Origin of the sequence: Neobacillus kokaensis (assembly GCF_014656545.1) — a bacterium.
GTDB lineage: Bacteria > Bacillota > Bacilli > Bacillales > Cytobacillaceae > Neobacillus > Neobacillus kokaensis.
The window spans coordinates 258,529-277,741 of sequence record NZ_BNDS01000002.1 but is presented as its reverse complement, the minus strand read 5'-3'; the positions used below and the strand labels follow the sequence as shown (position 1 = coordinate 277,741).

Genomic DNA, 19,213 nt, shown 5'->3' with positions numbered 1-19,213 from the left:
ACAGTTCTTATTTAAGGGAGGGGATTCTCTAGAATGGAATATTTAAAGTGGTCTAGTGAAGACAGTATTGCCACCATCACGATTCAGCGTCCCCCGGCAAATGCGCTTTCATCTGGTCTTTTGCAAGAATTGTCTGCAGTGCTTGATGAAATCGAACCAAATCGTGATATCAGGGTAATCGTTATCCATGGCGAGGGACGCTTTTTCTCAGCAGGTGCGGATATTAAGGAATTTACCACGGTCAACAATGCTGAAGGATTTTCTGATCTTGGAAAATTCGGACAAGATTTATTCGACCGAATGGAAAAGTTCCCTAAACCGATTATTGCAGCGATTCATGGGGCGGCACTTGGCGGCGGCCTAGAGCTGGCAATGGCCTGTCATATCCGCTTGGTAAGTGAATCGGCGAAACTAGGACTTCCGGAGCTTCAGCTTGGATTGATTCCAGGGTTTGCCGGGACACAACGCCTGCCAAGGTATGTCGGAACTGCAAGAGCAGCAGAAATGATGTTTACTTCTGATCCGATTACCGGTCGAGAGGCAGTTCAATATGGTTTGGCAAACCATGCCTATCCTGAAGCGGAAGTTTTGGAGCAGGCATATAAGCTGGCAAGAAAAATTTCAAAGAAAAGTCCTGTTTCTGTTCATGCAGCTATTAAACTTTTAAACTATGCCAAGACAGAAGAGTTTTATGAGGGAATGAAAAAAGAAGCTGAGTTATTTGGAAAAGTCTTTGTGTCCAATGACGCTAAAGAGGGCATCCAGGCCTTTATTGAAAAAAGGGAGCCGCATTTCAAAGGTGAGTAAACTTACCTGTATAATTGGATTTATGTTAATTTCATATAATTTTTACAACCAATTTTCAAAATCTTTAAAACTAAACGAATGTTTTTATTTCTAGGAGGGAGCGAGACCATGAACATTTATGTGCTAATGAAAAGAACTTTTGATACCGAAGAAAAGATTGCCTTAAGCGGCGGAAGAATCAACGAAGATGGTGCAGAGTTCATCATCAATCCATATGACGAGTATGCAATTGAAGAAGCGATTCAAGTCCGTGATGCTAATTGCGGCGAAGTAACCGTTATTTCTGTGGGTAATGAAGAAGCTGAAAAACAATTACGTACTGCGCTTGCAATGGGTGCTGATAAAGCAGTCCTAATTAATACAGAGGACGATGTTGAAAATGGCGACCAGTTTACAACTGCGAAAATTCTTGCTGAATACTTAAAGGATAAAGAAGCTGATTTAATTTTAGGCGGCAACGTTGCAATTGACGGCGGGTCTGGTCAAGTAGGTCCTCGGGTTGCTGAATTACTTCGTATTCCTTATGTAACTACTATTACTAAATTAGAAATTGACGGCAGCGATGTTACTGTAACGCGTGATGTCGAAGGGGACTCAGAAATTATCGAGACAAGCCTGCCGCTTTTAGTTACAGCGCAGCAAGGTCTTAATGAGCCGCGTTATCCTTCACTTCCAGGGATAATGAAGGCGAAGAAGAAACCGCTTGAAGAATTAGAATTGGATGACCTTGATCTTGATGAAGATGATGTTGAAGCGAAAACAAAGACAATCGAAATCTATTTGCCGCCTAAAAAAGAAGCAGGGAAAGTTTTATCTGGCGAACTGTCTGACCAGGTAAAAGAACTTGTCAATCTTCTTCACACTGAAGCTAAAGTAATTTAATCGTTCATTTCATAAAACTTGTATACAGGAGGTAAACTCATATGTCTAGAAAGGTATTAGTATTAGGAGAAGTTCGTGACGGTTCATTACGAAATGTATCGTTTGAAGCAATTGCTGCGGCAAAAACTGTGGCTGAAGGCGGAGAAGTTGTTGGGGTTTTAGCCGGTGAAGCTGTAAGCGCTTTAGGAGCGGAGTTGATAAGCTATGGTGCCGACCGTGTAGTGGTGGTTGAAGATGCAAAGCTGTCAAAGTATACTTCTGACGGTTTTTCACAAGCATTATTAGCTGTTATTGATCAAGAACAGCCAGAAGGTTTAGTGTTTGGACACACAGCTCTTGGAAAAGACCTTTCTCCAAGAATTGCAGCGAAGCTTTCTTCCGGTCTCGTTTCTGATGCCACTGCTGTTGAAGCAGCAGGTGGAAATATCGTGTTTACTAGACCAATCTATTCTGGTAAAGCGTTTGAGAAGAAAGTTGTAACGGATGGCTTAATTTTTGCAACAGTACGTCCCAACAACATCGCTCCATTAGAAAAAGATGAATCAAGAAGCGGTGAAGTTTCTTCCCTTTCTGTTGAAATTAAAGACCTTCGCGCTATCATTAAAGAGGTAGTAAGAAAAGCAGCTGAAGGTGTTGACTTAAGTGAAGCAAAAGTAGTCATTTCCGGAGGACGCGGAGTAAAAAGCGCAGACGGTTTTAAGCCGTTAAAAGAATTAGCGGATGTATTGGGAGGAGCAGTAGGAGCTTCCCGTGGTGCATGTGACGCTGAATATTGTGACTACTCACTGCAAATTGGACAAACGGGAAAAGTTGTTACGCCAGACCTTTACATTGCTTGCGGAATTTCCGGCGCAATTCAACACCTTGCTGGTATGTCCAATTCTAAAGTGATCGTTGCAATTAATAAAGACCCTGAAGCAAATATCTTCAAAGTAGCAGACTACGGCATTGTCGGGGACCTATTTGAAGTTGTTCCAATGTTAACGGAAGAGTTTAAGAAATTAAAGGTTCATCAATAATAACAAAATTTGGGGCGAGCGGCGCGCAGAGGCGATCGCTCGTTTTTTGTATAGCTCCATTAAAACAGGGGAAAATACTTTCGAATCATATTATTAGCGTGATTTTTTAAACGATGTTATACTTTCGTTAGTATTTGAAGAAACATATAGGAGGTTACTAAAATGGCTATTTCACACGTAACAGATCAAAATTTTACTGCTGAAACAGGCTCTGGCTTAGTGCTTGTTGATTTCTGGGCACCATGGTGCGGACCTTGTAAAATGATTGCACCAGTTCTAGAAGAACTTGATGCAGAAATGGGCGATAAAGTAAAAATCGCTAAACTTGATGTGGATGACAATCCACAAACTGCTTCTAACTTTGGCGTTATGAGCATTCCGACTCTAATGGTGTTCAAAAATGGCGAAGTAGTTGACAAAGTTGTCGGCTTCCAGCCAAAAGAAGCACTAGCAAGTGTACTTGAAAAACACATTTAATCTCAATTTCTTAAAAAGCCTTTGCTGGAAATTTATCTGGCAAAGGTTTTTTATTTTTCCCAAGGGAATCCACTTTCATTTAATGAAGGTTTGCATTAATATTTATAGAAAAGAGTGACGGGGAGGAGTGGCCGGAATGAATGAAACGATTAAGCAAAAATTGACACTGCTGCCTGACCAGCCTGGCTGCTACTTAATGAAAGACCGTCAAGGAACGATCATTTATGTTGGTAAAGCCAAGGTGCTTAAGAACCGGGTTCGCTCATATTTTACAGGATCGCATGACGGAAAAACACAACGGCTTGTTCAGGAGATTGAGGATTTTGAATATATTGTTACCTCTTCAAATATTGAAGCGTTGCTCCTTGAACTTAATTTAATTAAAAAGTATGACCCGAAATACAATGTCATGCTTAAGGATGATAAAACCTATCCATTTATTAAGCTGACAGCTGAAAGACATCCAAAGCTCATCATCACAAGAAAAGTGAAAAAGGATAAAGGAAAATACTTTGGGCCATATCCAAATGTTGGTGCAGCAAATGAAACAAAAAAACTTTTAGATAGGATTTACCCGCTGCGAAAATGCTCAACGCTGCCTGACCGGGTTTGTTTATACTATCATTTAGGACAGTGCCTGGCACCGTGTGTGAATGAGGTAAGTGAAGAGCAGTATAAACAAATGACAGATGAAATTACCCGTTTTTTAAATGGCGGTTATAAGGAAATTAAAAAAGAACTGACGGAAAAAATGACGGCTGCTGCTGAAGATTTGGATTTTGAACGGGCAAAGGAATATCGCGATAAAATTATTCATATTGAAACAATCATGGAAAAACAAAAAATCACCATGACCGACTTTACCGACCGTGATGTATTTGGCTATGCGGTGGATAAGGGATGGATGTGTGTTCAGGTCTTTTTTGTTCGTCAGGGGAAAATGATTGAACGGGATGTCTCTATGTTCCCAATTTATAATGAGCCGGAGGAAGAAATTCTAACGTTCCTTGGCCAGTTTTACCAGCAGGCAAATCATTTTAAACCAAAAGAAATTCTCATCCAGGATGATGTAGATTTGCAGATGGCTGAACAGCTGCTTGCGGTAAAAGTTTTGCAGCCACAGCGTGGTCAAAAGAAGGATCTTGTCAAAATGGCCATCAAAAATGCTAACATTGCGTTGAATGAAAAGTTTTCACTCATTGAAAAAGATGAGGAGCGGACGGTCAAGGCCGTTGAAAATTTAGGAGAACTTCTTAGAATCTACACACCGCACCGTATCGAATCCTTTGACAATTCCAATATTCAAGGTACTGATCCGGTCTCGGCAATGGTTGTCTTTATTGATGGAAAGGCAAATAAACGAGAATATCGGAAGTATAAAATTAAGTCGGTTCAAGGCCCTGATGATTATGAATCAATGAGGGAAGTTACCAGAAGAAGATACACCAGGGCGCTGAAGGAAAATCTTCCACTGCCTGATTTGATCATCATTGACGGCGGCAAAGGGCATGTGGAGGCGGTCAGAGATGTGCTTGAAAATGAACTTGGCATGGATATTCCATTAGCAGGACTTGTGAAGGATGAAAAACATAGAACATCACAGCTTTTATATGGAAATCCACTAGAAATAATCCCGCTTCCACGAAATAGCCAGGAATTTTATTTATTGCAAAGAATTCAAGATGAAGTCCACCGTTTTGCGATCACCTTTCACAGGGAAACACGAGGGAAAAGCGCATTCCAATCGATGTTGGATGATATTCCAGGGATTGGTGAAAAACGAAAAAAAATATTGTTGAAGCATTTCGGCTCTGTTAAAAAAATGAAGGAAGCAACTAAAGAAGAATTTACGGCATTAGGACTGCCGCATCAAGTTGCAGAAGAATTAATAAAAAAATTACAGTCATAGATGATTGTCAGATAGTTTTGCCTATGCTATAATTGATGAAAATTTAATTACTATCACTTTTAAAAGCTAAAGTGAAGGTAGAGGTGCGAGCTTCAATAGTAAAGGTTCTGAGAGGGATGAGCTTCGAGGAAGAACTTTGAAAGGGTATGTTCGCCGAAGCGGAGAAAGACTCATTGCTTTCTTTGCTGGTCCTGTGTTGAATAAATACCGGATTGTCAAGACTAATGTCTTGGAGAGCTATCTTTCATTGTCTGCACAAGAACTTTTTCTTCGTGTTTATCAAAGCAATGGGATAATCTCTCATTGCTTTTTTTATTGTGAAAAGATAGTTCAGCATCATTAACTGAAAGTAGGGGAAGAGATGGGATTAATTGTCCAAAAATTTGGCGGCACTTCCGTTGGGAATGTTGAACGAATTTTAAATGTAGCAGGGTGTGTAAAAGAGGAAACCGAAAGAGGCAACCAGGTAGTTGTAGTTGTCTCCGCAATGGGGAAAACAACCGACCAGCTTGTGAACATGGCAAAGGAGATTTCAGTGCAGCCAAGTAAACGTGAAATGGATATGCTCCTTTCAACTGGTGAACAGGTGACCATTTCATTATTAGCGATGGCATTAAAGGAAAAGGGACTGGATGCTGTTTCTTTCACCGGCTGGCAGGCGGGAATTGTCACCGAGTCTGTTCACGGAAATGCACGAATTACCAACATCAAAACTAAGGCAATTGAGGAAGAGCTTGAGAATGGAAAAGTTGTAATTGTGGCCGGGTTCCAAGGAGTAACCGAAACCGGAGAAATTACAACTCTTGGACGCGGCGGATCAGATACAACAGCCGTAGCGCTTGCTGCCGCTTTAAATGCCGATAAGTGTGATATTTATACGGATGTAACGGGGGTATTCACCACTGACCCAAGATATATTCAAAGCGCCAGGAAGTTATTATCAGTTTCCTATGACGAGATGTTAGAGCTTGCCAATCTTGGGGCAGGGGTACTCCATCCAAGAGCTGTGGAATTTGCGAAGAACTACAAGGTTCGCCTTGAGGTCCGTTCAAGTATGGAAAAAGTAGAAGGAACAATTATTGAGGGGGAAGCTACTATGGAACAGAATTTAGTGGTAAGAGGTGTTGCATTTGAGGATGAAATTACCCGGGTAACGGTAATTGGTCTTAGCAATTCTTTAACGAGCCTGTCGACTATTTTTACAACATTAGCTAATAATCATATTAATGTGGATATTATTATCCAAAGTACAACAGAAACGGGAGCATCAAACTTGTCATTCTCGATTCATACAAATGATTGGCTTGAGACATTGAATGTTTTAGAAGACAACAAGGCCGTCTTAGGCTATGAGCAGCTTGATGCGGAAAATAAATTGGCCAAAGTATCCATTGTCGGTTCTGGAATGGTCTCAAACCCAGGCGTAGCAGCTCAAATGTTTGAAGTACTTGCCGCAAACAACATCGCCATTAAAATGGTCAGCACATCAGAAATCAAAGTATCAGCAGTCGTGGAAGAAAAGCATATGCACAAAGCAGTAGAAGTATTACACGAAGCCTTTAATCTTGGAGAATAAAACATAATAAAAAGAAAAACCGGTGTCAGGCACCATGTGAATTTTTCACATGGTGCCTGACACCGCGTCTTTTTGATCCCATTTGACGGTGAAGCGGACTTTGTTGGATTTTTTTACTGGATGTTCAAAGGTTTCGGTGATGACTTGTTTTTGCAGTTCGATTTGCTGGGCGAGGAAGCCGGCTTCGAGCTGGAAGAATTGTTCTGCTTTTGATTTTACGCGTGACACAATAAGCGGACTGTTCAGCTCAAATTCCATCTCGTTTTTCGTTTCTTTTTTGATTTCAAGATGGCCCCACGAGGCTTGTTCAAAAAATTCAACAATTTGGTCGTAATGATCTAACGGATATTTTCTTCCAAGGAGTTTACCTGCCCAATATAAAATCTCGGGAGTATCTTTCCCTAATATTTCAGGTAAGAGAATTTCCCGGATTAATTCATAACCGAACATGGAAATAGACCTTGGTTCATTAGAATGTACTAATTGATTAGCAGCTGTGCTTTCTTTCACATGTTTCCCCTCTTTCTACCATTCTATTATATACAAATTGGCTTAAGTATCAGTACAGTTTTTTTAAAAAGGGTTTTGATTAGGGGGATCATTATTTTCCAATATTTTTATCTTAATCACTATGATAATTTATCATTCCCAAATGAGGTTGAATTTCTTCCGTAAGATATTGGAAAAATATTAGTGGATGATTGCGGAAACCGCAAAAATAATGACCCTGGAAAGTATATTTTTTGCCGCTATTACACTATCAATATATTTAAAATATTTTATTTAAACATGAAGATTTATGTATCCGTTTCCTTGACGCTCTAAGATGATGGGAGTACAATGGACATGTCACATAATTGTCACAGTGATGCTAAGTTTTGGGGGTAAATATTGGGAACAAACTTAGCGTCATGGAAAAATTTAAAGGGGGTACGTTTGATTAATGACGAGTAGTCGCGAGTTCTTTAATCGGAGATTGCATTCATTATTAGGAGTTATTCCTATCGGTTTATTTTTAATTGTGCATCTCACAGTCAATCACCAAGCAACAGGAGGAGCGGAATCATTTAACAAAGCAGCAAATTTTATGGAAAGTTTGCCATTTCTGCAGGTCCTCGAAATTTTATTAATCTTCTTACCATTATTATACCATGCGATTTATGGTCTTTACATTGCTTTTACAAGCAGTGGTAACACTGGAAGATTTGGCTTTTTTAGAAACTGGATGTATCTTTTGCAGAGGATCACTGGTGTGCTGACTCTTATTTTCATTGCATGGCACGTTTGGGAAACACGTATCGCTATGATGTTTGGAACACCGCTTAATTATCAAATGATGGAGGATATTTTTTCTTCACCATTTATGATAGTTTTTTATGTTGTTGGAATTATTTCAGCGGTTTTCCATTTTGCAAATGGATTATGGTCATTTATGGTTAGCTGGGGTATTACTGTAACTCCACGCTCACAAGTGATTTCTACCTATGTAACTATGATTATTTTCGTAGTTCTGGCCATTGTAGGAATGCAAGCTGTATTTGCTTTTGTTTAAAAAGGTTATGAACGGAAAAATATTGGATTTAAGATATAGGAGTGAGTTACGATATGAGTAAAGGCAAGGTGATCGTAGTCGGCGGTGGTTTGGCTGGCTTGATGGCAACGATTAAAGTTGCAGAACATGGAACACCTGTAGAATTATTTTCACTTGTTCCGGTTAAACGCTCTCACTCTGTTTGTGCCCAAGGTGGTATTAATGGAGCAGTAAATACAAAAGGTGAAGGGGATTCACCATGGATCCACTTTGACGATACAATTTATGGCGGAGATTTCTTAGCAAACCAGCCTCCGGTTAAAGCAATGTGTGAGGCAGCACCTGGAATTATTAATCTATTTGACCGTATGGGAGTTATGTTTAACCGTACCCCAGAAGGGTTACTCGATTTCCGGCGCTTTGGCGGAACACAGCATCACCGTACTGCATTCGCTGGGGCAACAACAGGGCAGCAGCTATTATATGCATTGGACGAGCAGGTTCGCCGCCACGAAGTAGCTGGTCTTGTAACAAAGTACGAAGGCTGGGAATTCTTAGGTGCAGTAGTAGATGATGATGGTGTCTGCCGCGGTGTTGTTGGGCAAGATTTGAAAACAATGGAAATCAAATCATTTAGCGCTGATGCAGTAATTATGGCTACTGGCGGCCCTGGAATCATTTTTGGTAAATCTACAAACTCCGTTATCAACACCGGTTCAGCAGCATCTATTGTGTACCAGCAAGGTGCTTATTACGCGAACGGTGAGATGATCCAAATTCACCCAACAGCGATTCCTGGTGATGACAAACTTCGTCTAATGAGTGAATCTGCTCGTGGGGAAGGCGGACGTGTTTGGACATATAAAGATGGTAAGCCATGGTACTTCTTAGAAGAGAAGTATCCAGCATACGGAAACCTTGTACCACGTGATATTGCAACACGTGAAATTTTCCATGTCTGCGTTAATGACAAATTAGGAATTAACGGTGAAAACATGGTATACCTTGATTTATCACATAAAGATCCGCATGAATTGGATGTTAAGCTGGGCGGTATCATTGAGATTTATGAAAAATTTGCTGGCGATGACCCACGCAAAGTTCCAATGAAGATTTTCCCTGCTGTTCACTATTCAATGGGCGGTTTATGGGTTGATTATGATCAAATGACAAACATTCCTGGTTTATTTGCTGCGGGCGAGTGTGATTATTCACAGCACGGTGCAAACCGTTTAGGTGCGAACTCCTTGCTATCTGCTGTTTACGGTGGAATGGTGGCAGGACCAAATGCAGTAAATTATATTTCAGGACTAGAAAAGACCTCTGATGCTGTTTCATCTTCTGTTTTTGATCGTCATGTAAAAGAACAGGAAGTTAAATGGAATAGCATTATGTCCATGGATGGTACTGAAAATGCGTACGTTCTTCATAAAGAGCTTGGCGAATGGATGACAGATAATGTTACCGTTGTTCGTTACAATGATAAGCTATTAAAAACGGACGAAAAAATTCAAGAGTTATTAGAGCGATATAAGAAAATTAATATTAATGATACGGCAAAATGGAGCAACCAAGGAGCTGCTTTCACTCGTCAATTAGAAAATATGCTGCAATTAGCTCGTGTTATCACAATTGGTGCGTACAATCGTAACGAGAGCCGTGGTGCTCACTATAAACCTGATTTCCCTAAACGTGATGATGAAAACTTCATGAAAACAACAATGGCGAAATTTGTTGATTCTAGTTCTGCTCCAGCTTTCCATTACGAGGATATAGATATTTCCTTGCTTAAGCCGAGAGAGCGCGATTACACGAAAAAGCACTAAGAGAAAGGGGAGTAGGAAACAATGGCAGAAACAAAATCAGTGAAATTTATCATAACTCGTCAAGATACTCCAGAATCTGCTCCTTACGAGGAGACGTTTGAAGTTCCATATCGCCCGAATATGAACGTCATTTCAGCATTAATGGAAATTCGCAGAAATCCTGTGAATAATAAAGGACAAGCTACACCGCCTGTTACTTGGGAAATGAACTGTCTGGAAGAAGTTTGCGGTGCTTGCTCAATGATTATCAATGGGAAGCCGCGTCAAGCTTGTTCGGCACTTGTGGACAAACTGGAGCAGCCAATTCGTTTGGCGCCAATGAAAACATTCCCTGTTGTTCGTGACCTTCAAATTGACCGCAGCAGAATGTTTGATTCTTTAAAGAAAGTAAAAGCCTGGATTCCAATTGATGGAACATATGATCTTGGACCTGGACCTCGTATGCCTGAAACAAAACGTCAATGGGCATATGAATTATCTAAATGTATGACTTGCGGTGTATGTTTAGAAGCATGTCCAAATGTGAATAGTAAATCAAACTTTATGGGACCTGCTGTCTTCAACCAAGTTCGTTTATTTAATGCTCATCCAACAGGTGCCATGAATAAAGCTGAACGTCTTAACGCTTTTATGGAAGACGGTGGAATGCAGGGCTGTGGTAACTCACAAAACTGCGTTCAATCATGTCCTAAAGGGATTCCAATTACAACTTCTATCGCAGCCGTTAACCGTGATGCAACACTTCAATCATTTAAAAATTTCTTCGGAAGCGATAGAGTCTAATAATAACAAAAAGGCCTTCTTATCCTACCTTTTGGATTTGAAGGTTTTTTTGTTTTTTTCTATAAAAAATTACTATCCAACAAGTAAATATAGTCACTCCCTATGCACACTGCACATATGATATGGTGACTAAATATATACCCACCCCCGGTGCATAACTGGCGAAGGCAAGGAGGGTTACAATACTTGAAGGAGAATGAATATACTCACAAGCCATTACTCACCAAACGAGAAAGGGAAGTATTCGAACTGTTAGTACAAGATAAAACCACAAAAGAAATCGCTGGTGAATTATTTATAAGCGAGAAAACGGTTCGGAATCATATTTCGAATGCAATGCAAAAGCTTGGTGTTAAGGGGCGATCACAAGCAGTTGTAGAACTCCTTCGTATGGGAGAACTAGAACTTTAAACATGGCCGGCTTCCGTAAGGAGGCCGGTTCATGCTTTTTAAAAGACACTTATTTCCTGATTTATAAGTTTATGCATGCCTTTTTGCAAGATAATGAAAAATCTTTAGTTTTGCTTGAATTTTTTGCGGAAAAAGTAGAAAATAAGGACAAGCTGATAGATTCAATAGTTTTTTAGGAGAAGCATATTTTAGGAGTGTAAAAATACATGAAACTCGAAAATTTCGAAAGTATAAATGGAGACATTGTTGCCAATATTGAAAAGGATTTACGTTATATATCGGGGATTATCAAGCAAAAAGGCAGGGAAATGCTAAGCAATTATAAAATTACTCCGCCGCAATTTGTTGCACTTCAATGGCTCTTTGAGGAGGGTGACATGACGATCGGTGAACTTTCCGGTAAAATGTATTTGGCATGCAGTACAACAACCGATTTAGTCGATAGAATGGAGAAAAACCTTTTGGTTGAACGGGTGAAAGATCCACATGATCGTCGGGTTGTTCAAATTCATTTGCTCGACGAGGGCAAAAGAATTATCGATGAAGTAATCAAGAAACGTCAGGTTTATTTGGCGGAAGTACTAAAAGACTTCTCAAGCGATGAGATTCAGCTTCTCCAAACTAATCTTGAAAAACTGCATCAAGTTATGCGTTAACGTGAAAACTCGCTAGGAACCAATTTGTTAGGGGACAGAAAGCGAGTTGATTTTATGAATAAAAATGAGGCGAGAGGTTTGAAGCAGGCAATCGGTGTGATCGATTCCGGTGTTGGCGGGTTAACAGTTGCTAAGGAAATTATAAGGCAGCTTCCGAATGAAAAGATCATTTATTTAGGAGACACGGCACGCTGCCCATATGGTCCAAGAACGACAAAAGAAGTAAAAAAGTTCACGTGGGAATTGACAAATTTTTTATTAGAAAAAAATATAAAAATGCTGGTAATCGCCTGTAATACGGCAACGGCTGCGGCATTAAATGATATCAGGAAAGAGCTTACCATTCCTGTCCTGGGGGTTATTAATCCTGGAGCCCGGGCAGCGGTCAAAAAAACGAAGAATTACCGCGTTGGTGTTATCGGTACAGAAGGAACGGTGAAAAGCGGAGCTTATGAAAAGGCATTGAAGTCGCTAAATAGCCGGCTGTTTATTAAAAGTCAGGCCTGCCCTAAATTTGTCCCAGTGGTAGAGAGCGGCGAATATGATGGCCCAATCGCTGAGAAAATTGTCAGTGAGGCATTAAAGCCATTATTGGATCAACATTTAGATACATTAATATTAGGCTGCACGCATTACCCCTTACTTGAACCATTGATTAAAAAGGAAATGGGTGCGGACGTGAACGTTATTAGTTCGGGGGACGAAACAGCCCGTGAGGTCAGTGCGATCTTAGAATATAAAGGACGGCTGGACACGGGTGAAAAGGAGCATTTACACGAATTTTACACCACTGGTTCAACGTGGATTTTTTCAAAAATTGCATCCCAATGGCTTGGAGAACTTTGCCAGGAAATACAAGTGAAAAAAATTCATTTACAATAACCTCCTTTCATTAAGGAGGTTATTTTTTTAAAAAAAATGATAGTTTTGTCCAATTTTTCTTTCTGAATGCGGTCTAATTTTTTTCATAGGCTCGTATATATGATAGTACAAACTGTCTTTGGGGGGAAAAATATGTTTAAACATAAGGGGAAAATCCTGGGATACACTGTACTTACTTCGACCATCATGTTGTCCGGATGCGGTCTATTAGGCGGTGAAACAAAGCAGAAAATCGATCCGCCGAAAACAATATCAGTCACTGATCAAAAAGAAAGCGAGAAGCAGCCGGCAGAAAAAGCTGAAAAAACGATTAAAACGGAACTGTACCTGATTGATAAAAGCGGCTATGTAGTACCGCAGACACTAAACCTGCCAAGAACTAAATCTGTTGCAGCACAAGCTCTCCAATATTTAGTTGCAGGTGGTCCCGTCACGGACATGATTCCAAATGGATTCAGGGCGGTTTTACCTGAGTCCACAGACCTTTCTGTAGATATTAAGGATGGTGTGGCAACAGTTAATTTTTCAAAGGAATTTAAAAACTACCAGCCTGAAGATGAGATGAGAATTCTTCAATCCGTTACTTGGACACTGACTCAATTTGATAATGTAAACTCAGTAAAACTTAAAATGAATGGTCATGAATTAACAGAAATGCCTGTCAAGGGTACCCCAATTAACGAAAACCTCTCAAGGGCTTCCGGGATTAACTTTGATACAGCAGATGTTACGGATATTACCAATACGAAGCAAGTGACTGTTTACTTCATTGGCGGCGAAGAGAATGCATATTACTACGTTCCAGTTACCCGCAGGGTCAGCAATAACCAAAAAGATAACGTTGCTGCCGCTGTTAATGAGTTAATTAAAGGACCAAGCGAAAAATCAAACCTCGTTTCTGAATTTATGCCAGATGTAAAACTGCTTAATCAACCGAAATACGAGGATGGCAAGGTTACATTAAACTTTGATGAGAATGTTTATGGCAGTTTTGAGGAAAAAGTGATTTCCCAGCACCTGCTTGATGCTCTTGTCCTCACGTTAACTGAGCAAAAAGGAATTGAAAAAGTAGCAGTCCAGGTGAAGGGCAAGGCTGAAATAAAGAACGAACAAGGGAAAAAGCTTTCTGAACCTGTAACGCGTCCAGAAAAAGTCAATACAGGTAGTTTTTAAAAAAGTATTTTTGATATACTATATAATGGACTGAGAGAGGTTGGCTTTTGCACAGCCTCTTTCTTATTTAGTAAAAAAAGTGCTTTGGAATGAAGGAGGAAAACATTGTGCGTGTTGATGGAAGAGAACCGCTGCAATTAAGACCGATACATATTGAAACGAATTATTTAATGCACCCGGAAGGCTCGGTACTCATATCGGTAGGAAATACGAAGGTAATTTGTTCGGCCAGTATTGAGGACCGAGTCCCTCCTTTTATGAGAGGAGAGGGAAAAGGCTGGATTACAGCTGAATATTCGATGCTCCCGCGGGCTACTGAAACGCGAAATATCCGTGAATCCTCTAAAGGCAAGGTTTCCGGCAGAACAATGGAAATTCAGCGATTAATTGGCCGCTCGTTACGGGCAGTAGTCGACCTAGGAGCAATTGGAGAACGAACTGTCTGGATTGATTGTGATGTCATTCAAGCGGACGGCGGCACAAGAACTGCCTCCATTACGGGTGCATTTGTAGCCATGACATTGGCTTTAAACGGACTGGCTGAAAAACGCTCGCTAGCGAAATTCCCAATCACTGATTACTTAGCTGCAACCAGTGTGGGAATTCTAAAGGATGAGCAAGCTGTTTTAGATTTAAATTATGCTGAGGACTCTAAAGCCCATGTTGATATGAACGTGGTGATGACTGGCAGTGGTGAATTTGTCGAATTACAAGGTACGGGCGAAGAATCGACATTTTCCTATGAACAGCTGCAAGGTTTATTGCATGCTGCCCAGGAAGGACTTATGGAACTATTTGAGCAACAAAAGGCGGCCCTAGGTGAAGAGATTACGAAAAAGATTGAAGGGCGCAGGAAGAAATAGGGTAGTGAAATAAGAGATTTTAAAGTTGTAGATAAAATAGCAAAACTCGCAGATATATTGTCAAAGTCGCAGATATCTTGGTCAAACTCGCAGATATCTAGCTTAAACCCGCAGATATATTTTATAAAATGCATATAAATTATCCTATTTTAATAAAAAAAGAGGGGTTTACAATGAAAGAAGTTATTATTGCTACAAAAAATCCCGGAAAAGCGAGAGAATTTGAGCATATTTTTTCTCCGCGAGGAATTGCAGTGAAAACTTTGCTGGATTTTCCGGAATTTCCAGAGGTAGAGGAGACTGGATCAACGTTTGAGGAAAATGCTGTGTTAAAAGCAGAAGCAGTTTCTAAAGCATTACATAAAATGGTCATTGGTGATGATTCAGGGCTGATGATTGACGCCTTAGAAGGCAGACCTGGTATTTATTCTGCCCGTTACGCAGGCGAACCTAAAAACGACGAAAAAAATATAGATAAAGTGTTAACAGAACTAAATGGGGTCCCAGAGGAGAATAGGACGGCAAGGTTCTACTGTGCCCTTGCAGTTGCTGTTCCAGGGCAGGAAACTTTCACGGTGGCAGGCACCTGTGAGGGACGGATTCTTGAGGAACGAAGAGGAACCAATGGATTTGGCTATGATCCGATATTTTTAGTTCCAGACAAAGGTGCGTCCATGGCCGAACTTTCTTCTGATGATAAAAATAAAATCAGCCACCGCGCCAATGCATTGAAGAAATTAGATGAAGTGCTCGATTCCCTTCTGGAAAGAGCTGATAACTCATGAGTAAGGTGCTTATTGTCAGTGATAGTCATGGATTAACGAAGGAACTCGAAGCTATTAGAGAAAGGCATCTTCAAGAGGTAGATTTACTGATTCATTGCGGTGATTCACAGCTGATGCCAGATAATAAAGCCATATCTGGTTATTTTACTGTAGCCGGGAATTGTGATTTTGGAAGTTTTCCAGATGAACTGATTTCCGATGTGGCCGGTAAAAAATTCTATATTACTCATGGGCATCGGCAGTCTGTGAAATCATCGTTAATGAGTTTAAAATATAAAGCACAGGAAGTCGGCGCTGATATCGTTTGCTTCGGGCATTCACATGTATTAGGGGCAGAGGTCGTAGACGGCACTTTATTTGTTAATCCCGGCAGCATCCGTATGCCGCGAGGACGTGCTGAAAAAACATATGTTATTCTTGAGCTGCTGGACAATGTAGTCAAAATGTCAGTTTATGAATCAAACGGACGGCAGATCGCAGGCTTGGCAAGCGAATTTGAACTAAGAAAATGAACGGGGGAAGCGTCCCCCGTTAGTTTTAAAAAAATAATAAAAAAGCTGTTGACTTTTAGGTAGTGCGATAATATAATAAATCTTGTCCTTGATAAACAACTTACCATGTCCCAGTAGCTCAGCCGGATAGAGCATACGCCTTCTAAGCGTACGGTCGGGAGTTCGAATCTCTCCTGGGACGCCATACTACATACCAGACTTTTAAACTCACCATAGTTGGTGGGTTTTTTTCATTGACCTTAAAAACAGGACAAGCTGCTCCTATGCCCATGTCCCCAAGCATCATAGCTCGATTCTCGCTCAATACAGGTTTCACTTTTCCGCTCAAAAATGCTAAACTAAATTTCATCAAATAGCCAAAAGGGCGGATTAATGTTATGAAAAAAAGGGAACGCGTCAAGAGAAAAGATAACGTGGTATTCTTCCCCGGAATCGAAAAAAGATTAACAGACAAAGGGATAGAAAGCCTTCATAATAAAAAATTTAATGATGCAATTTATCTCCTTGAGGAGGCACGGGAACACGACCCGGACAAGGAAGAAATTTTAATAGGATTGGTGATGGCTTATTTCGAAGCAGGGGCTTTCCAAAAGGCAAAGGTACTTGCAAGAGAGATACTTCATAAAGGGATCGGTGACTATTTTCAAATGGTCGATTTGTATTTAACGGTACTGATTCAGCTCCACGAGTATCAGGAAATTATAACAACAATAGAGGCCCTGCTGGATGAAAAAGAAGTACCGCCTGAAAAGTATGACCATTTTCTCACCATCCTGCAATTCAGCCAAAAAATGACGTTAAATCATAATCAGGATCTAGTCGAATCAACAGATTCTAGTATTAATGATCAAGAGCTTGGACTTTTTTCGCAAAATAATCTTAACGAACAAATGATGTTAATATCAAGCCTGGCTGACAAAAATATCCGTCCTTTTATTAATGAAATAGAAGAATACTTAAAGGCGGAATCCGGGCATGCATTTCTCAAAACAATTCTGTTAACCTTGTTAAAAGAACAAGAAATTGACAGAACTATTACGTTCAAAAAATTTGCTGCTGTACAAAAAGTAGTACCAACTGAGCTTCCGGAAATTAAGGAACAGCCCAAAATGCTTAAGGTAAAAGCGGCAATAGGGAATCGGCTTGAAAGCACGAATCCAGTCCTTTATGAAAATATCATGTCGTTAGTAGAGCGCACTTTTTTCATTAGTTATCCGATGGAGTTAGAGCCGGAAAGCGCTGCTGCCTGGGCTGCTGCCTTTCATTTACTGGCTGACGATTACCATGGAATTGAATCGGATATAACTGAACTAGCTGAGGAATACGAGGCTGAATCTGAAGAAGTTGAGCAGGCGAAAAGCCAAATTGAATTAATTGAGAAAATTTCTTATCCCAATCTATAACCTAGGCTGTTGAAAGAAACAAATCCTGTGGTATAATGTAGGGGTTGCATTGTGTAAAAATATATATTTTACATTAAAAAATGGGACATGACTTGCTGGACAAGGACATTTCCACGAATTTGATTCGTAACGAATGAAATGAAATAGATGTTGGAGGGAAACAGTATGACTGCAAAATGGGAAAAGTTAGAAGGGAACCGCGGCGTTCTTACAGTTGAAGTTAGCGCTGAAACAGTTAACAAAGGCTTAGATGCGGCATTCCAAAAAGTTGTTAAACAAGTAAATGTACCAGGATTCCGTAAAGGGAAAGTACCTCGTGGAATGTTTGAACAGCGTTTCGGTGTAGAATCACTTTATCAAGATGCACTTGATATTATTCTTCCAGAAGCATATGGCGATGCAATCGAAGAAACAGGAATTGAGCCTGTAGATCGTCCTGAAATCGACATTGAGCAAATGGAAAAAGGAAAAGAATTAATTTTCAAAGCAACTGTAACTGTTAAGCCTGAAGTGAAATTAGGCGAGTACAAAGGTCTTGAAATTGAAGAAATAGATTCTGCTGTTACAGATGAAGATGTTCAAAAAGAGCTTGAAACATTACAAGGTCGTCAGGCTGAGCTTGTAGTAAAAGAAGAAGGAACGGCTGAAAACGGTGATACAGTTGTGATCGACTTTGAAGGTTTCGTTGATGGCGAAGCATTTGAAGGCGGCAAAGCTGAAAATTATTCACTTGAGCTTGGTTCTAATTCATTCATCCCTGGCTTTGAAGAACAGCTTGTTGGCGTAGCTGCTGGCGAATCTAAAGATGTGGAAGTATCATTCCCTGAAGAATATCATGCTGCTGAACTTGCAGGCAAACCAGCAACCTTTAAGGTTACTGTTCATGAAATTAAAGGAAAAGAACTACCAGCGTTAGATGACGAGTTTGCAAAAGATGTTGACGAAGAAGTGGAAACATTAGATGCATTAAAAGAGAAAATCAAAACTCGTTTAGAAGACAGCAAAAAGCATGAAGCAGAACACCACCTAAGAGATTCACTTGTAGAAAAAGCTGCTGACAATACGGAAGTTGAAATTCCGGAAGTTATGATTGAAAACGAAGTAAACCGTATGATGCAAGAGTTCGAACAGCGCTTGCAAATGCAAGGTATGAACCTTGAGCTTTACTTCCAATTCTCAGGTCAAGATGAGAAGGCTCTTCGTGAACAAATGAAAGAAGAAGCTGGAAAGCGTGTGAAAATCAACTTAACTCTAGAAGCAATTGCAAAAGCAGAAAACATTGAAGCTACTGATGAAGATGTTAATGCTGAACTTGAAAAAATGGCTGCAATGTACAACATGACAGCTGATAACATCAAAGCTGCTCTTGGCGGTACTGAAGGTATCAAAGGCGATCTTAAACTTCAAAAAGCAGTAGAATTTCTTATCGCAAATAAGAAGTAATGATTATATTCCCACAAGGCACGATATTTAGTCGTGCCTTGTTTTATACATTTTTTGAATTACATATTATAATTAGATCAGGGAACATTTTTAACAATAGGCAGGAAAAATGAAATTCCAAAGCGAATTAATAATTCCAAGAAATTTAAGATTTATTTTTAAAAAATATGGCTAAGATTAATGAGTACATTATTTTTAAATCGAGTTTTCACAAACAGCGCTAACATATAACAATAAAGCTTTTTATTTCCGGTCTATTGACTAAATGTGATACA

General features: G+C 40.0%; 19 protein-coding genes, 1 tRNA gene and 1 riboswitch. Of the genes, 19 read left to right on the top strand and 1 reads right to left on the bottom strand.

The features are described 5' to 3' along the window. Positions 1 to 33: 33 nt before the first annotated feature. From IE222_RS03860 to IE222_RS03835, 6 genes are all read left to right on the top strand, one after another. On the top strand, positions 34 to 807 hold the full coding sequence (locus IE222_RS03860; RefSeq protein WP_191269852.1) for an enoyl-CoA hydratase: 774 nt from the start codon (positions 34 to 36) through the stop codon (positions 805 to 807). Positions 808 to 915: 108 nt separating this feature from the next. Next, positions 916 to 1,689 carry an electron transfer flavoprotein subunit beta/FixA family protein gene (locus IE222_RS03855; protein WP_191269850.1) on the top strand — a complete coding sequence of 258 codons (774 nt, stop codon included), beginning with the start codon at positions 916 to 918 and terminating at the stop codon, positions 1,687 to 1,689. 41 nt (positions 1,690 to 1,730) lie between these two features. Continuing rightward, positions 1,731 to 2,708 carry an electron transfer flavoprotein subunit alpha/FixB family protein gene (locus IE222_RS03850; protein ID WP_191269848.1) on the top strand — a complete coding sequence of 326 codons (978 nt, stop codon included), beginning with the start codon at positions 1,731 to 1,733 and terminating at the stop codon, positions 2,706 to 2,708. Between the two features lie 162 nt (positions 2,709 to 2,870). Beyond that, entirely contained in the window at positions 2,871 to 3,185 is a 315-nt protein-coding gene (gene trxA / locus IE222_RS03845; RefSeq protein ID WP_066386004.1) for a thioredoxin, read from the top strand. A 136-nt stretch (positions 3,186 to 3,321) separates the two neighbouring features. Further along, positions 3,322 to 5,094 carry an excinuclease ABC subunit UvrC gene (gene uvrC, locus IE222_RS03840; RefSeq protein WP_191269846.1) on the top strand — a complete coding sequence of 591 codons (1,773 nt, stop codon included), beginning with the start codon at positions 3,322 to 3,324 and terminating at the stop codon, positions 5,092 to 5,094. A gap of 70 nt (positions 5,095 to 5,164) precedes the next feature. Then, positions 5,165 to 5,342: riboswitch (Lysine riboswitch) on the top strand. A gap of 113 nt (positions 5,343 to 5,455) precedes the next feature. Beyond that, positions 5,456 to 6,670 (top strand): aspartate kinase, encoded by a 1,215-nt coding sequence (locus IE222_RS03835; RefSeq protein ID WP_191269844.1) that lies wholly within the window; start codon positions 5,456 to 5,458, stop codon positions 6,668 to 6,670. Between the two features lie 45 nt (positions 6,671 to 6,715). Here the strand turns inward: IE222_RS03835 and IE222_RS03830 are convergent, their stop codons facing one another. Then, positions 6,716 to 7,180 (bottom strand): YslB family protein, encoded by a 465-nt coding sequence (locus IE222_RS03830; RefSeq protein ID WP_223282570.1) that lies wholly within the window; start codon positions 7,178 to 7,180, stop codon positions 6,716 to 6,718. Between the two features lie 433 nt (positions 7,181 to 7,613). Here IE222_RS03830 and IE222_RS03825 point away from each other — a divergent pair, with 433 nt between their 5' ends. The 13 genes from IE222_RS03825 to tig all read left to right on the top strand — a co-directional run bounded on the left by IE222_RS03825 (position 7,614) and on the right by tig (position 18,938). Continuing rightward, positions 7,614 to 8,222: a succinate dehydrogenase cytochrome b558 subunit gene (locus IE222_RS03825; protein ID WP_191269842.1), complete on the top strand. Its 609-nt coding sequence runs from the start codon at positions 7,614 to 7,616 to the stop codon at positions 8,220 to 8,222. 53 nt (positions 8,223 to 8,275) lie between these two features. Then, complete coding sequence (sdhA, locus tag IE222_RS03820; RefSeq protein WP_191269840.1) at positions 8,276 to 10,027, top strand: succinate dehydrogenase flavoprotein subunit; 1,752 nt, start codon at positions 8,276 to 8,278, stop codon at positions 10,025 to 10,027. Between the two features lie 21 nt (positions 10,028 to 10,048). Then, a complete protein-coding gene (gene sdhB / locus IE222_RS03815) occupies positions 10,049 to 10,810 on the top strand; it encodes a succinate dehydrogenase iron-sulfur subunit (protein ID WP_191269839.1) in 762 nt (253 codons plus the stop codon). A 186-nt stretch (positions 10,811 to 10,996) separates the two neighbouring features. Further along, on the top strand, positions 10,997 to 11,221 hold the full coding sequence (gene gerE, locus IE222_RS03810) for a spore germination transcription factor GerE (protein ID WP_009796032.1): 225 nt from the start codon (positions 10,997 to 10,999) through the stop codon (positions 11,219 to 11,221). 206 nt (positions 11,222 to 11,427) lie between these two features. After that, positions 11,428 to 11,877, top strand: a complete 450-nt coding sequence (locus IE222_RS03805) for a MarR family winged helix-turn-helix transcriptional regulator (RefSeq protein WP_191269837.1) — start codon at positions 11,428 to 11,430, stop codon at positions 11,875 to 11,877. A 78-nt stretch (positions 11,878 to 11,955) separates the two neighbouring features. Continuing rightward, positions 11,956 to 12,759 carry a glutamate racemase gene (gene racE, locus IE222_RS03800; protein ID WP_275671431.1) on the top strand — a complete coding sequence of 268 codons (804 nt, stop codon included), beginning with the start codon at positions 11,956 to 11,958 and terminating at the stop codon, positions 12,757 to 12,759. A gap of 132 nt (positions 12,760 to 12,891) precedes the next feature. Beyond that, a complete protein-coding gene (locus tag IE222_RS03795) occupies positions 12,892 to 13,932 on the top strand; it encodes a GerMN domain-containing protein (RefSeq protein ID WP_191269833.1) in 1,041 nt (346 codons plus the stop codon). Positions 13,933 to 14,039: 107 nt separating this feature from the next. Next, positions 14,040 to 14,795, top strand: coding sequence for a ribonuclease PH (gene rph / locus IE222_RS03790; RefSeq protein WP_191270214.1), 756 nt, complete (start codon positions 14,040 to 14,042; stop codon positions 14,793 to 14,795). Positions 14,796 to 14,968: 173 nt separating this feature from the next. Next, positions 14,969 to 15,580 (top strand): XTP/dITP diphosphatase, encoded by a 612-nt coding sequence (locus tag IE222_RS03785; protein WP_191269831.1) that lies wholly within the window; start codon positions 14,969 to 14,971, stop codon positions 15,578 to 15,580. Beyond that, positions 15,577 to 16,092, top strand: coding sequence for a metallophosphoesterase family protein (locus tag IE222_RS03780; protein WP_191269829.1), 516 nt, complete (start codon positions 15,577 to 15,579; stop codon positions 16,090 to 16,092). The genes IE222_RS03785 and IE222_RS03780 overlap by 4 nt, the downstream gene beginning before the upstream one ends. A gap of 107 nt (positions 16,093 to 16,199) precedes the next feature. Then, positions 16,200 to 16,276, top strand: a tRNA-Arg gene (locus IE222_RS03775). Positions 16,277 to 16,469: 193 nt separating this feature from the next. After that, complete coding sequence (locus IE222_RS03770; RefSeq protein WP_191269827.1) at positions 16,470 to 17,495, top strand: tetratricopeptide repeat protein; 1,026 nt, start codon at positions 16,470 to 16,472, stop codon at positions 17,493 to 17,495. A 165-nt stretch (positions 17,496 to 17,660) separates the two neighbouring features. Next, positions 17,661 to 18,938, top strand: coding sequence for a trigger factor (gene tig, locus IE222_RS03765; protein WP_191269825.1), 1,278 nt, complete (start codon positions 17,661 to 17,663; stop codon positions 18,936 to 18,938). Positions 18,939 to 19,213: the final 275 nt, after the last annotated feature.

Excerpts from the sequence above, each read along its gene's own strand:
- IE222_RS03835 (WP_191269844.1), top strand. The coding sequence starts at position 5,456 with ATGGGATTAATTGTCCAAAAATTTGGCGGCACTTCCGTTGGGAATGTT.
- trxA (WP_066386004.1), top strand. The coding sequence starts at position 2,871 with ATGGCTATTTCACACGTAACAGATCAAAATTTTACTGCTGAAACAGGC.
- IE222_RS03780 (WP_191269829.1), top strand. The coding sequence starts at position 15,577 with ATGAGTAAGGTGCTTATTGTCAGTGATAGTCATGGATTAACGAAGGAA.
- IE222_RS03855 (WP_191269850.1), top strand. The coding sequence starts at position 916 with ATGAACATTTATGTGCTAATGAAAAGAACTTTTGATACCGAAGAAAAG.
- IE222_RS03805 (WP_191269837.1), top strand. The coding sequence starts at position 11,428 with ATGAAACTCGAAAATTTCGAAAGTATAAATGGAGACATTGTTGCCAAT.
- IE222_RS03860 (WP_191269852.1), top strand. The coding sequence starts at position 34 with ATGGAATATTTAAAGTGGTCTAGTGAAGACAGTATTGCCACCATCACG.
- IE222_RS03770 (WP_191269827.1), top strand. The coding sequence starts at position 16,470 with ATGAAAAAAAGGGAACGCGTCAAGAGAAAAGATAACGTGGTATTCTTC.
- IE222_RS03825 (WP_191269842.1), top strand. The coding sequence starts at position 7,614 with ATGACGAGTAGTCGCGAGTTCTTTAATCGGAGATTGCATTCATTATTA.
- sdhA (WP_191269840.1), top strand. The coding sequence starts at position 8,276 with ATGAGTAAAGGCAAGGTGATCGTAGTCGGCGGTGGTTTGGCTGGCTTG.
- IE222_RS03785 (WP_191269831.1), top strand. The coding sequence starts at position 14,969 with ATGAAAGAAGTTATTATTGCTACAAAAAATCCCGGAAAAGCGAGAGAA.
- IE222_RS03795 (WP_191269833.1), top strand. The coding sequence starts at position 12,892 with ATGTTTAAACATAAGGGGAAAATCCTGGGATACACTGTACTTACTTCG.
- IE222_RS03850 (WP_191269848.1), top strand. The coding sequence starts at position 1,731 with ATGTCTAGAAAGGTATTAGTATTAGGAGAAGTTCGTGACGGTTCATTA.
- sdhB (WP_191269839.1), top strand. The coding sequence starts at position 10,049 with ATGGCAGAAACAAAATCAGTGAAATTTATCATAACTCGTCAAGATACT.
- uvrC (WP_191269846.1), top strand. The coding sequence starts at position 3,322 with ATGAATGAAACGATTAAGCAAAAATTGACACTGCTGCCTGACCAGCCT.
- tig (WP_191269825.1), top strand. The coding sequence starts at position 17,661 with ATGACTGCAAAATGGGAAAAGTTAGAAGGGAACCGCGGCGTTCTTACA.